The organism is Piscinibacter defluvii (assembly GCF_004011805.1).
GTDB lineage: Bacteria > Pseudomonadota > Gammaproteobacteria > Burkholderiales > Burkholderiaceae_C > Piscinibacter > Piscinibacter defluvii.
On sequence record NZ_RCHJ01000030.1, the window covers coordinates 25,129 to 38,270 of the forward strand.

Consider the following 13,142-nt stretch of genomic DNA (forward strand, 5'->3'; position numbering starts at 1 on the left):
AACGAGCGGCCCCTTCGGGGGCCAGCGAATTATCGCTGCCAAATGACGTCCTGATAAGAACACTTCTCGGGACGTAGGACTCGACCACCTTGGCGTGCATCAGCACACCGCGCTGAGTCTGCTGAAACTCTCACCGCGGTGAGAGTTCGCTGGCGAACATGTCTATCAGCAAGGCCACCAAGACAAGCAACATTCTCGGGACGTAGCCTCGAAACCCAGGGGGGTTCGACCCGCCTTTCCGGTTGCGCGGCGGCGGCCGGCCCGCAATGCTTCGGCCCATGCGTCCCAGCACACTCCTGGAACGGCCGGCCCCGGCGACCGAGGACCCGCCCGAACCATCCCTCAGGTCGGCCAGCACGGCCGCGATAGGCGAGCAATCTTCGGGCATTCCTGTCGGCCACGGGCGCATCAACCTCCTGGAGCAAACCACAGCAGCCGATGCGGACGGCTCCTGGGGCGCGCTTGCCACTGCGATCAGCCTGGCCGGCGATCCAGGCGCAGCAGCGCCATTGATCGAAGCACTCGACGAAGTCCTCGACTTGCCGTCCGGCAACGATGCCGCCAGTGCCGCGGCCTCGTTGAGGCAGGTCGTCACCGCGGTCATGACCCTCCCTGCGTGGCTTGACGGTAGCTGGCGCCGCAGCGCCAACCCCAGCCGCCGGGGCGGCCGCCACACCGGAAACGTCCAGGATCACCCCCTGCTTTCCTGCCTGTTGGCGGACCGGCGGGCGACGCTGGAGCGACCTGCGCTCAACCGGCTGCGGTGGGTGATGGTGGTGTTCCTGGCGCAAGGCGGTGAGCCCACCGGCGCCGTCGTGACCGTGGCCGACGCGGTGCGCAAGGCGGAGTCCATGGAGGCCTGGCGGCAGGTGGTCCGTGCCATGCCGTGCCCGGGCGAAGCGGGCCTCGACCTCGGCGACTGGATGCACGGGCTAGTCGACTACCTGGACCAAGCCGAACCGCCATCCGATCTGGCCATGGTTCCAGCGGTGTCGATCCGGGCCTTCTTCGCAGGGCTGAAGACGCTCATCCGTCATGTCACGGCCCAGCCGACGCGGCGCCAGCAGCGGCGTCTGTTCGACGACGACCTCGAACCTCGGGGCACCGTTCTGCCGCTCGTGACACCGAAAGGCCGTAGCCATTCGGCGCGGCAGCGGGTGGCCTTGGACGATCCTGTGGTGGACCGACGGCGACCTGTGCAGCACGCGCTGGTGTTCGATGACGACGCGCAAGATGACGGCGCAGCCAGCGTACCGCTCGTGGCGGCTACCGAACTCGCACCGCTGGAGCAACCGCTGTCCAACCGCGCCGCGCGACTGGGCATTCGGCTGGGCAGCTACCGCCTGACCGAGATCAACCAGCGCCTGCGCTGGTCGTGGGATCACCTCAACTCCTTGGACATTGCCATCCTGACCACATCGATCCGGCTGGACAGTGCCAGCCCAGGAGCTCGATGGCGCGGCGGCGTGCTGTGTGCGGTGATGCTTGGACTTGGCCGATCCACCGCGGATGCGCTGCGGCTTGGCGTGGGCGTCGACACCGGCGGCGACGACTGGATCGATGCCGAGTGGCGTTGGCACCGACGCATCCGCCGTCCGCCCAAGGCCTGGGTTCCCGATGAACACTTGTTGCCGCAGCTGGTGACTAGCTCCAGCGAGATCGCCCTGCATATGCCGCCACTGTTGCGTGACGCGTTGACGACTGCGCTGGATGCTGCCGGTCGACCCGGTGAACTCGGCGCGCTGCTGCACGTATCAACCGAGGAGGCGCCTGCGTTGTTGTCGGAATGGCTCCAGCCGCTGCGCCAGCAACATCCCTCGGCTCGACTGACCAGCGGCCGCATTGCCCGAGCCTTCGCCGTGGAGGTGTTTGCCGTGGCCGGCCAGGAACTGGCGGTTCACGCGCTGACCGGAACCGAAGAGCACGTGCCCCCGGTTGCGAGCTACTACGTGGCTTTGGACACCGGTCAACTGGCGGAGGCCACGCAACAGGCATGGGCGAGGCTGTTTGGTGACGAGGGCGACGCCAAGGCCCGCGACCAATCCAGCTTGATCGGTGCCCCAGTCCTGCAGCCCGCTGAGCTGGCCGACTGGGTGGGGTCCCTTCGCCTCGCAGTTGCCTCGGGTACCTCCCTGGCCGAGCGCCACAACTCGTACTGTCGTTATGTGCTGCTGCACCTGCTGGCCGCCACCGGCATGCGGCCGGTGAACGACCCTTTCGAGTCGCTCGACATGCTGGACTTGCCGCGCAGTCTGGCCCTGGTGGCAGACAAGTCGTCTCACCAGCCGAACGAGGCGCGGCTGGTGCCGCTGACAGCCATGACGGTGGCACTGGTGACGCATTGGCGGGATCACCTGCAGCGCCTGGCCCGCTGGGTGAACGAATCGCTGCCCATGCTGTCGCTGCAGATCGAGACTACCTTGCACGCCACGGGCCCACGCGCGTTGCCGCTCTTCTTCGTGCTGGATGATGACCTGACCGTGCAGCGCATCGACCGCAGCACCATCGAAGCCTGGTGGCCGACCGGGTGGACCGGCCTGCCAGCCAACCAACTGCGGCGCGAGCTGGCCACAGCGGCCAGCAACGGTGGCTGGCCCGCCGAGTTGGTTGAGCAATTACTCGGTCATGTCGACCTCGGCGTGCCGGCCTTTGGTGCGCAATCCAGCCTGTCGCCCGTGGAGCTCCAGCGCAGCCTGCCCGGGCTGGCTGCGATGCTCGAACGACAGGGGTGGTCCGAGCTCGCATCGCCCCTGGACGTCGGACCCACTCGCCGCGGCCGACCCTTGCCTCGCTTCGCGGCTGCGACCGCCACGCTGGGTTCAACGCAGCGATCTGCCCAGCAGGCCGCCAGCAGCCGCCGCACCTTGCGGCGGATGGAGGAGGTTCTGCGTCGTTGGTGCCGCGGGCGTGACTGGCGCGCGCTCCCGCAAGCCGATGTCGACATCCTGTACCGCGAGTCGCTGTGCGGCCGCATGCAGCCCGGCACCGCCGCCGAAGTGATAGGGCTGCAGCGCATCGATCGGTTGCTGCGCTGGCTCAAGCGTCGCCATGGACTGCAACACCTGCGGCTGCCAGCAAGCCGCGCGCTGCACACGGCGCCGGTCCCGCACGCCACTGGCGACCTGCAGGCCCTGCAGCGCTGGCAACAGTTGCGCCAGGCGTTTGAGCGCCTGCTGCATCAACGCGCGCGGCGCGCTCCGGAACTTGGGGATGCCGGCCGATTGGCCGAGGCCGTCGTGGGCGCCGCGCTCTACAGCTTCATCTGTGAGCGCCGTGTCCTCCACGCGTTGGCGCAACCAGGCGCGTGGTGTCTTCGCGAGATCGCGTCGGTCGGGGTCTTCCTCGAGCTCAAGCTGCAATGGCCCGGTCAGGGGTCCGCCACGCAACGGCTCGCACTGCAGCCGATGTCGGCCCTGCTGCTGGGCCGGGTCGCTCGTGCTGTGCAAACTATCGACGCCCAGGACCGCACCGAGTACCGGCGCGCCTTGCACCGGTTGCTGAACGCCCTGGCTCGACAGACCGGTGGTGGTGTCGAGTCCTTCGGCACCGCAGATGCCGCCGAGCGCTGGCTGTGCGAGACGACGGCCACCGCCGCATGGCTGCGGCTGCCCGGTCACCTGGTGGCCGTGCTCGACGGCCGTAGCGAGGCGGTGAGCCTGCCAGTGCACGACTGGACGCGCTGGATGGCCGGGCACGACCCGCCGGCGGGGGCTTCCTCCGATCCTGTCCAGCTCGCCACCGAGTTCGACCCGCCTGACCGTCCGGCGGCACGCCTGCGCACCTGCGACATGGCTGTTTCGGAAGCCGCAGCACGCGCGCACGGACTGGCACTTCACCGCCACGTACGCGAGATCTTCTCCGAGGTGGATCGGCTCGCCGAAACCCATGCCGAGGAAAAGCAGAAGTCGCTCAATCGCATCGAGGCCCTGGTGCCACGGCTGGAGCAAGCCATTGAGCAGCACGCGAGCGCGCCCGACTTCGCAGTCGCCGTGGTGCAGTGGCTGGTTGAACTGCTGCGCAGCGGCGCCACCGACCGGGCGCTGCGTTCGTCCTCAGCCGACCGCTACTACACCGAGCTGGCCGGCCTGTTGATCGACCAGCTCAGCAACCACACGCTGGCCGATCTCGATGAAGACACGTTGGCCGATGCCTACGCCGAACTGCTGGAGGCCTTGAGCCCCGGCCGTCAGCCCTATGCGCTGGGCCGGCTGCGCGAGTTCCATCGCTTCCTGGTGCAGCACCATGGCGTGCCCGATGTCGACTGGTCCGAGGTCACGCCCGAGGGGCTGGAGCGACACCACGCCCCCGACGCCGGGGTTCTGCTGTGGGCCGAGTACCAGGCAGCGCTGAAGCTGCTTGCCGACGATGCATCGGCCGATCTGCGCGAGCGCCGGCTTCAGGCCGTCGTGCTGCTGTTGATGTTCCGCGCCGGCCTGCGCTCGGGCGAGTGCCTGGGCCTGCGCGCGGCCGATCTGATCTGCCATGACGGCCAGTGGATCGTGCTCGTGCGGTGCAATGCCTACCGCAACCTCAAATCCGACGCGGGCGTCCGGCAAGTGCCGCTGATCGGCCCGCTCGATGCGCTGGAAGTAGAACTACTAGAAGGCTGGCGCGCGCATGCAGACGAGACCGTGGGCAACGACCGCTGTGGCGTGCTGATTGGTCGGCACGAGGCACCGCGCCGGCTGATTGATCGCCAGCGGCTGCTGGACCGCATCACCGACGCATTGCGCGCCGTCACCGGCCGCGCGGGCGTACGTCCGCACCACCTGCGGCACACCTTCGCCAGCCGGACGGCGTTGCTGCTGTGCCTGCGAACCCTTCCCGGGGATGAGACTGTGCGCACCATCGTGCAGCGCCTGGTTGGCCCCTGCGATCCCGAGGCCACGCGCCGCCTGCTGCTGGACACCGATGAGCCCAGCAAGCGGGCGCTCTGGGCGCTGTCCCTGGCCATCGGGCACGCGTCGCCCGCCACCACGCTGCGTTGGTACGTGCATGTGCATGAGCTGCTGCAGGTCTTGGCCTTGCACGAGTTGGAGGCCGAGCTGGCCGTCAGGCTCGACACCGTCACGGCGGCCTATACCTGCGGCCAGCAGGTGAGGCGTTCGCGCCATCTTGTGACGGTGGACGGCGCCTGGGCCAGCAGGCACTTCGCCCCCGGCGCGATCGAGGCGCTGCCGCGAGCGTCCATGTCACAGCCCACACCGGCTCTGTCACCCCGCAGGGCTTCTCCATCGGCCCCGCCGGAACCGCTGGCTGTGGATCGGTTGCTGGAGCAGGTCCATCGCCGCAGCCGCGTCGACGGCCTGCTGGCACACCGGCTGATGTTGCGGCCCGAGGTGATCGGCCAACTGCTTCAGCAGGAGTTCCATTGCCGCGAGTCAGCCGGCTACGACTTGACCGATTCCGGCTGGCACCCGAGCAGCAGCCGCGCCGCTTTGCGCCATGCCCGCGCCGGCATTCGCAGCCCGGCGGAGACCGAGCGTGTGCGTGGCTTCCTGCGCCAGATGTCATCCCGCCTGGATGACCCGATATGGCGGGTCCAGGCCCACGCCGCGGTGGCCGTGTGGCAGCGTCGCTACCGCGCCACCGCCACACCGGTGATCGTCACCACGGGCGACGAGGCTGCGGCGATCCTCACCTGGTGCGAAGCCAGCGGCGTGCGCGCGGACGACCTGATCGTGATGACGCCCGACGACGGATGCGTCCCGGCCGATGCAGACCGGTTGACGGGCCGCTACCCAACCGTGCGAGCACCGCTCGCCGCAGCCCGCGCGCAGTACCGCGGCCAGGGTCGCACCCGCCTGGGCGTGCAGCTGCGCGAGAACGAGGCTGGGCCCCTGACGCAGATGACGCAATTGCACCGCGTCTTGCATGTGATCGCGACCTGGCTCGCGACAACGGAACAAACCAAGGAGGGCACCTGACCATGGCCACGTTCAAGTTGCAGGAGCTGGAGTCCCCGGGCTGGCAGAGCATCGCCTCGCTCACGGCCAGTTGGTCGGTGGTGCGGCACGGCGACGACCTGCTGGGCGACTTCCGCGCCGCGGCGAAGACCATCCGGCTGCGCGCGGTGCTGGAGGGTCTGAAGCAGGGGCTCGTCAACGCCAAGCCCAACCACCTGGAAGGCGTGAAGTTGGCCGTGCTGAACCAACTGCCCGGCAGCCACACCAACCAGATCGGTGCAGTGCTGCTGGCCGCCCCGGAGACCGGCCGCAAGCTCGGCGCCGGCGTGGCGCAGCAAATCGGCGCCGACGTGGCCCAGGCTTTGAACGCGCTCCAGACCGAGGCCTACCGCCGCATGGTCAACCGCGACCTGGTGGACGAGTACCGGCCCGTGGAGGCCAAGCGGCCCGCCTGGATGCCTGGCGAACAGCCGGTGGACCCGCTGCGCGCAGCGCTGGTGCGCGCCGGCCGACGGCAGACACTGTGGCGCCGCATCCGTGGCGGCGCGGCCGAGCACTTTGACGTGCCCGAGGTGCCGCCCACCGATCCCAAGGTGGTGGGCGCCATCACGCTGGACGGCTCCATCATCAGCACGGCCGACCGGCACCGGCGCCTGACCTTGCAGGGGGCCTGCAAGGCATCGCCGGTGGCCAAGAAGCTGGGCATCACCGCGCGCACTTTCACGTGCCAAGTCGAGGATGCCGCGCTCTTCGCGCGCATCCGCGCGGTGCCGCCGGGGCAGTCGATGAGCCTGGAGGTGAATGTGGTGGAGGCGATCGCGTTTGCGGGGGAGCTTCGGCGCAGCTACGCGGTGACGGACTTGAAGGTCGCGTAGCCCGCCCGCTGCGGCGCTGGTTGGAGTCGCGTCCGTCTACGGAGCCTTCGGCGGCCCATCGGGCGACACCACCATCACTTCAAACGGATCGTTCGCCGCGGGCCTGAGCATCCGCTCGAGTTGCGCGATGCGCTGCGGATCGGCGCCGCTCATCACGGCGGTGAACCAGGCACGCTCGATGGCTTCGCGCGCGCCTGGCACCGCTGTCATCGGCGGCTGTCCGCCTTCGCCACCACCTTGACCGTGTCGCCTGCTCATCCGACCTGAATTCTCTCAACATGGTTGAGAGCAATGATGCCGGGCTTCGACCTGCCGGGCTCGTGGAAGCAGACGCAGTCCTCGGTGTCCAGCCACACCCGACGGCCGGGCACCAGGTGCTGGTCCCAGAACAGGTCACCGGTCATGCTGCCCGGCCGCTGGTTCATCACCACCCACTGCACACCGCCGATCAGGCCGCGGCGCCATTGCAGATCGGCCGCGCCGCCGAGCTTGAGCGCCTGCGCCGGCACTTGCTTGCCGGTGACACGCAACCACACGATGTCACCGAGCAGTTCCCGGCCACCGCGCAGCGTCAGCCGGTCCCAGGTGCGCAGGGCGCCGATGACCTCGGCCGCGGCCTTCACATCCGCCGGTGGAATCACCTGCAGCAGGTGCTGCGCCAGCGCAGCGCTCGTCTCGGCATTGGCCAGCCATTGCGCCACCCGCGCGGCGACCCGGCGGCCCAGGCTGGTGCCGTCGCCCAGAAGTTCACCGAGGCCGTCCAGTTGCAGCACGGCAGGGTGACCCTCGATCTCGGGATCGATGTCGAGCCGGGGGTTCACGAAGACCACGCCCTGGTGGAAGCACTGCGGGGCGATGTGCACCCCGCGCTCGGCCAGATGGCGGTGCAGCGCTCGCAGCTTTTCTCGGTTGTGCGCCAGCAGGTTCGGATGGTGCACCTCGGTGCCGTGGCGCTGCACCTGCACCCACGCGTCTCCGGCCACGTGCAATTGGCCGCTCCAGTTCTTCACCTCCAGCAACACGACACGGCGGGCGGTCACGGCGATCAGGTCGGCCTCATAGCGGCCAAGGCCAGCGGCGCTGCTGTCGCGCGGGATGCGCCGATTGCTGAAGATGTGACCGTACTGCGTTGCGTGGTGCAGGCGGATGCGCTGCCGTGCCCGGCGTTCGGCCAGCCGAGCAGCACGGATGCGCGGTTCTTCCGGGTGCAGCGGTGCGTTGCGTAACGCGCGCCACTGCGCCAGCCGCTCGCGCCAGGTCGTGAAGCGCTCGGGCGACAGCGGGATCGCGGCCAGCCGATAGCTGTCGTCCTCCGGCGCATCGACCAGTCCCGTGGTCCGCGGGGTGTCGGCGTCAGTCATGGTGCGCTCCTGCCGGTTCGCCGCTGGGGGCCGGCAGTTGCGGTGGACCGGGCTCCACCTCCGTGATGCCGGCAAAGCGCGACGCCAGCAGCCGGTCGATCGCCGAGCCGTCGCGCCGCGTCAGGTTCGGCACATAACGGCTGTACACCTTGAACAACATCTCGGTGTTGGCGTGGCCCAGCTGGCGCGCGATCCACTCCGGTGCCTCGCCCGAGGCCAGCCACAGCGTGGCTGCGGTGTGGCGCATCTGGTAGGGCCGGCGCGCGGCCAGGCCCAAGTGGCGCAGCAACGGGTACCAGACCCGGTCGCTGAAGTTCTTGTTGTCCAGCGGCTCGCCGGCGCGGTTGCAGAACACGTAGTCGCTGAGCTTGGCGGTGGCCGCGTGTTGCACGCGCAGCGCCTCGAACACCACCTGGCTCATCTGGATGTCGCGCTGCGAGCTGTCGGTCTTGGTGTACTCGTCCTCGCCCAGCACGAAGGTCTCGCGCACCAGGATCAGCCGGCGCTCGAAGTCCACGTACTTCCACTTCAGGCCGTGCACTTCGCCCGTGCGCATGCCGGTGAAGAAGCGGGTGATGAAGTAGCTGCGATAGTCCGCCCGCACACGGTTGACGAGCGTCTGCACCTCGGCCAGGGTGAAGGGTTGCACGTCGGTCTTGCGCACCCGCAGCGGCTTGATGTTGACCGCCGGCGACGTGAATCCGTGCAGCTCTGCCGCTTCGGCCAGCATCTGCCGCAGCGGCGCCAGGATGCCGTTGATGCGTTTGGCCGACAGGCCCTTGGCCGCACGGCCCGGCACCTCGGCGAGCTTGTTGCGAAAGGCCAGGATGTCGGCCTTGCCGATCTGGCCCACGGGCTTGTCGCCGAAGTGCGGCACCAGGTGGCCGTCGATGGTGGAGCGCAGCACCCGCACATGCGAGCGGCGCCATTCGACGGCATGGTTGGTGAGCCAGTCTTCGGCGAAGGTGCGGAAGGCTGGGGTAGGGTCAGCCTCTGCCTCTACCGGAATGCCATCTCCAGTTGGACGAGAGACCTCGGCCGGCCCGGCGAATCGCGCACACAAGGCACTTTGGGGAAAGAAATCCGCGTAGCGGAAGTTCCCCTCCACCTGTGCCTTCTTGATTCGATTCACGACGGCCTGCAGCAACTTGCGGTTGGCCGCGGTATCAGACAGCGCCGTCTGCTCGCGGCAGCGGACGCCGCTGTAGGTGAAGTCGATCACCAGTCGACCGGTCTCTTTGCGGGCGGTGACCTTAGCCATGCAACACCGCGCCATTGGCCATGGGGATCGCGGCCCGCGATTCGGCCACACCGACGCAGATCATGTCGCGTTCGATGGCCTCCCAGAGGAAGAGGATCTTGCGGCCACCGAACGGCCGAACGTAGTGCGTGCCTTCGATCAGCACGCTGTCCTTCAGTCGCTCACGGATCGTGCGCACGTCGTACTTGATACGCGCGGCCAGTTCATCAGTCGTCAAATAGGTTGAGCCCATGCTACCCTCACGTTGAGCAAACTCACCAAACATCGCGTCATCGCGACGCATGATGAGAATATTAGTCAACGCTTGGCGACTGTCAAGCACGTTTGTGGAGTTTTCTCCACGTTAGACGATAAAAGGCATCTAGGTGATCCGCTTCAAGCTAGCCGAACAGCTGGAGAAAAAGCAGTTCCGCGACTCCCGTCGCATCACCATGCAGGAGGTGTCGGACGCGACCGGCATCAATCGCTCGACCCTGTCGAAGATCCTCAATCAGAAGGGCTACAGCACGGGCACTGATGTGCTGGATCGGTTGTGCACCTACCTGCAGTGCAGCGTGGCCGACTTGGTTGAGCACGTTCAGGATTGAGCGCGCGCTGCGGCTGGGGACGGCCGAAGGCTTGGAGGCCGCAGCAGATGCACGTGCAAAGACTGTTTGCGCCCGGCGCCGTTCCTGCGCGGAGCACGGTTCAGGCCGATTGGCACTCGCGGGGTGGCGGCTTGGCCCGTTTGGCCGCGGGCCCATCACCCTACTGCTGTTGCTCGGTGACCGCTGCCTTGGACCTCATTCTTGCTGGGCCGCATCCTTAGCTTGTTCTGGTATGTTCGGTTACACAAACAGCGTTCCTCGGTAGGCAGAGCCGACCAGGGACTCAACATCAAAGAGCCAGGGAGGCTCGCCGTGCCAAGAGATTCGCTACAGCTTCGCGACGATTTGGTCGCCTGCCTGCCGAGCCTTGTGATCGACCGGCCGCTCGCCGAGTCGGGGCAGCGCGTTGTGTACTTGGCGCACTTCGTTGATGCCAGCATTCCGGCAGACGTCCCGCCACCAAACGGGGACGATCCGGATGAGAGTCCGTTCCTTCACGGCTGGGAAGCATGGGGCGCAATCGTCGTGAAAGTGGTCTCCGGGGCTGACAACACCACCCTGGCAAGGCTTCAGGCCGAAACTGCAATCCTTGAGGATGTCCGGCCGGCCAGCTTTCCGAAGCTGCTGTTCTGCAACCTATTCACTGAAAACCCAGTTACCGATGATCGCCTTGCCGAGCGCTTGTACGTCTCAGTCGAAGAGTTCGTCGACTCGACTCCGCTTTGCGACATTGCCGACAAGTACAAGGGCAATGAGAAGAGTATCGCGACGCTTGCGCTGGGCATCTCGAACGCTCTGATGCCGCTGTGGGTCCATCATCGAAAGTTCGTGCACCGAGACATCAAGCCGGCGAACTTGCTGATCCGGCCCTCGGGTGACGTCGTGGTGATTGACCTTGGAATAGTGCGGGAGACCGGCGCCCCCGGCGTCACTCATGACGGCCCAGGTCCTGGCCCGTTTACCCCAGGGTATGGCGCGCCCGAGCAGATGGCTAACGAGAAAGAGGCGGTGACATTCAAGACGGACTTCTTCTCGATCGGCGTGCTCATGTACCGACTCATGGCTGGCGTCGAACCGTTCATCTCGAAGCCCGGCATGCAGATACACGAAGTCATGATTGCTGTAGCCGGCTACGAACCTCCGCCGCTGGTGCAGGTAGCAGGGGCCTCACCGGCGTTCTCCGACTTCGTGGCCAAAGCAATGATGAAAGTGCCGTGGCGGCGACAGCGCACCCCAGCTCTATTCATTGAAGAACTGCAGGCGATGCTGGCGAACTAGGATAGGAGCACACATGGCGCTGGGACTACTTCATCAGGTCGGGCACAACAGCAACTGGAATGTCGAGTCGTTTCAAACGGACGAATGTGGCGATGGACTGATCCTTAGCCCGCTGCATCAGGCGAAGGCCACGGTTGAAAAGCTGCCGCCTGCGACTCGCGCGACATCGATCTTCGATCCGCAGTTCTATCTACCCAGTTCGCGCAAGCCGAAGCTGCTGACCTATCCATTCTTCCCGGAACAGGTCGATGGCGGCTTTCAGACTGCTACCTTCGTGGCTCACGCCTCTGAGGTTGCCCAAGCCTGCATCGACTTCCAGATCGAGCAGGGGTTTCGAAAGGTCGTTGTGCCGACCAGGTACATCAACCAGATGTACCCCTCGTACTTCGATCAGCAGCGGATGTTCACCATTGACGCATTCATGGAGCACGCTGGCGACCGTCCGCTGTGCCTATCTGTGGCCCTCACGGCGCCCATGATCCAGGATGCAGACTGGCGTCGGCGCGTACTGAACTGGATTACCTCGTTCCCGAATGTCGACGAGGTCTATGTGATGTACGAGCACGAGCGCAACACAAAGCAAATTCAGGACGCACAGTTTCTGACCGACTGCATGGCGTTCTGCACTGACGTCTTGAACACCGGCCTAGGCCTGGTCTTGGGCTACACAAACACTGAGGGGCTTCTCTATTCCGCGGCAGGTGATCTCACCATCACCATGGGCGCGTTCGAGAACACTCGCATCTTCTCGGTGGACAAGTTCCTGGAGTCGGAAGGGGAGCGGCGCGGCCCCAAGGCGCGCATTTACCTTGCCGGACTGCTCAACTGGGTGCAGTTCGAGGATGCCAAGCGAATCAGAGACAGGGCTCCGCGCGTTTGGGAACAGGTCTATCGCGCGACGCCCTGGGCGGATGAGGCATTGGCTCGCTTGGTCGAGCCGACGTTCAACCAGCCTCCGCTATACAAGCACTACTTCCGCAATATGCAGGACCATGTCGATGAGCTTCGCCCCCTATCACTTGCTGAGCGGCGAGCAACGCTCATTCGAAAGGTCGATGCTGCGATGGCCGCCTATCGCGCCATCGACAGCGTGGGCGTGGAGCTTGAGAGGCATGGTCAGGCTAGCCACTTGCACGACTGGCGACAGGCCCTAGCCGGCGCCTGATCCCTTCCTGCGACCGAGGGCGCGGGACGACAGCACAGCCTGAGCTTGCCATTGCTTGGCTGGGCTCATGGGGCCTTGCGCATCGGCGGCGTGATGAATGAACAGACCTCTCCCACGCTCGACGGACGCGAGGCCCACGCCAGCGACTCGGAATCGGTCCAAATGCGCAATGGCCGGTCGTGCGAACGCGTGGTCTAAGACGACCCAAGACTCATCTGCGAACTGCAGATTCCTGTACGCCTGAACCAGCACACGCTGCCAGTCGCTCTTCTTGGCCTCGATCGCGATGAGTCGCTCGAACGGAGGAGTTCGAAGACCCGAGATGGTCAACGAATCCTTTGAGTGCTTTGCAACGCCCGCGGCCGACAGTTGAGCTATGACCCTCTGCGCGGCACCTTCGGACGTGCCCAAAAAGGCTGCGAGTTCGGCGCGGCTCTTGATGGAGTCGCCTACGCCTTGTCTGAGGAGCACAGCGAGGCGAGGTGGGACGAGCGCGGCAGCCAGCAATGCTTTGGTGCTGCGCGGTGAACGCTTGGCAAGGACAACGTCAGCGACGCCCACGCCGGCGTCAACCTCTAGCTCAAAAGAGTATTCACGACGCCTTGCGCGCGCTGCGCAGGCCATGATTGCCTTAACGAGGGCGGATTCCGACTCAAATCCAGCTGTTTTCACGTCCTGTGCCCATTTCCCCGCTTCGTCACAGCACCCA

9 protein-coding genes are annotated in these 13,142 nt (G+C 66.2%); 5 read left to right on the top strand and 4 right to left on the bottom strand.

Annotation, left to right across the window (positions count from 1 at the left end; all coding sequences use genetic code 11):
- Positions 1-278: 278 nt before the first annotated feature.
- Together D9C15_RS30065 and D9C15_RS30070 are read left to right on the top strand one after the other, a co-directional pair.
- Complete coding sequence (locus tag D9C15_RS30065; RefSeq protein ID WP_164886923.1) at positions 279-5,927, top strand: site-specific integrase; 5,649 nt, start codon at positions 279-281, stop codon at positions 5,925-5,927.
- Positions 5,928-5,929: 2 nt separating this feature from the next.
- The gene (locus tag D9C15_RS30070; RefSeq protein ID WP_128003155.1) at positions 5,930-6,781 is read left to right on the top strand and encodes a hypothetical protein; all 852 of its coding nucleotides are present in this window, start codon (positions 5,930-5,932) and stop codon (positions 6,779-6,781) included.
- 36 nt (positions 6,782-6,817) lie between these two features.
- Here the strand turns inward: D9C15_RS30070 and D9C15_RS30075 are convergent, their stop codons facing one another.
- From D9C15_RS30075 to D9C15_RS30090, 4 genes are read right to left on the bottom strand one after another with little or no spacing between them, the layout of a single operon-like run.
- Positions 6,818-7,039 carry a hypothetical protein gene (locus tag D9C15_RS30075; RefSeq protein ID WP_128003157.1) on the bottom strand — a complete coding sequence of 74 codons (222 nt, stop codon included), beginning with the start codon at positions 7,037-7,039 and terminating at the stop codon, positions 6,818-6,820.
- Positions 7,036-8,142, bottom strand: coding sequence for a nuclease-related domain-containing protein (locus D9C15_RS30080; protein ID WP_128003159.1), 1,107 nt, complete (start codon positions 8,140-8,142; stop codon positions 7,036-7,038). Before D9C15_RS30080 ends, D9C15_RS30075 begins: the two co-directional genes overlap by 4 nt.
- Complete coding sequence (locus D9C15_RS30085) at positions 8,135-9,403, bottom strand: site-specific integrase (protein WP_128003216.1); 1,269 nt, start codon at positions 9,401-9,403, stop codon at positions 8,135-8,137. Before D9C15_RS30085 ends, D9C15_RS30080 begins: the two co-directional genes overlap by 8 nt.
- Positions 9,396-9,635: a hypothetical protein gene (locus D9C15_RS30090; protein WP_128003218.1), complete on the bottom strand. Its 240-nt coding sequence runs from the start codon at positions 9,633-9,635 to the stop codon at positions 9,396-9,398. The genes D9C15_RS30085 and D9C15_RS30090 overlap by 8 nt, the downstream gene beginning before the upstream one ends.
- 133 nt (positions 9,636-9,768) lie before the next feature.
- On the opposite strand from D9C15_RS30090, the gene D9C15_RS30095 reads away from it, so the two are divergent.
- From D9C15_RS30095 to D9C15_RS30105, 3 genes are all read left to right on the top strand, one after another.
- Entirely contained in the window at positions 9,769-9,990 is a 222-nt protein-coding gene (locus tag D9C15_RS30095) for a helix-turn-helix domain-containing protein (protein ID WP_128003161.1), read from the top strand.
- 201 nt (positions 9,991-10,191) lie between these two features.
- Positions 10,192-11,268 (top strand): serine/threonine protein kinase, encoded by a 1,077-nt coding sequence (locus D9C15_RS30100; protein WP_205854950.1) that lies wholly within the window; start codon positions 10,192-10,194, stop codon positions 11,266-11,268.
- Between the two features lie 13 nt (positions 11,269-11,281).
- The gene (locus tag D9C15_RS30105) at positions 11,282-12,433 is read left to right on the top strand and encodes a hypothetical protein (RefSeq protein WP_128003164.1); all 1,152 of its coding nucleotides are present in this window, start codon (positions 11,282-11,284) and stop codon (positions 12,431-12,433) included.
- The last annotated feature ends 709 nt before the right edge of the window (positions 12,434-13,142 follow it).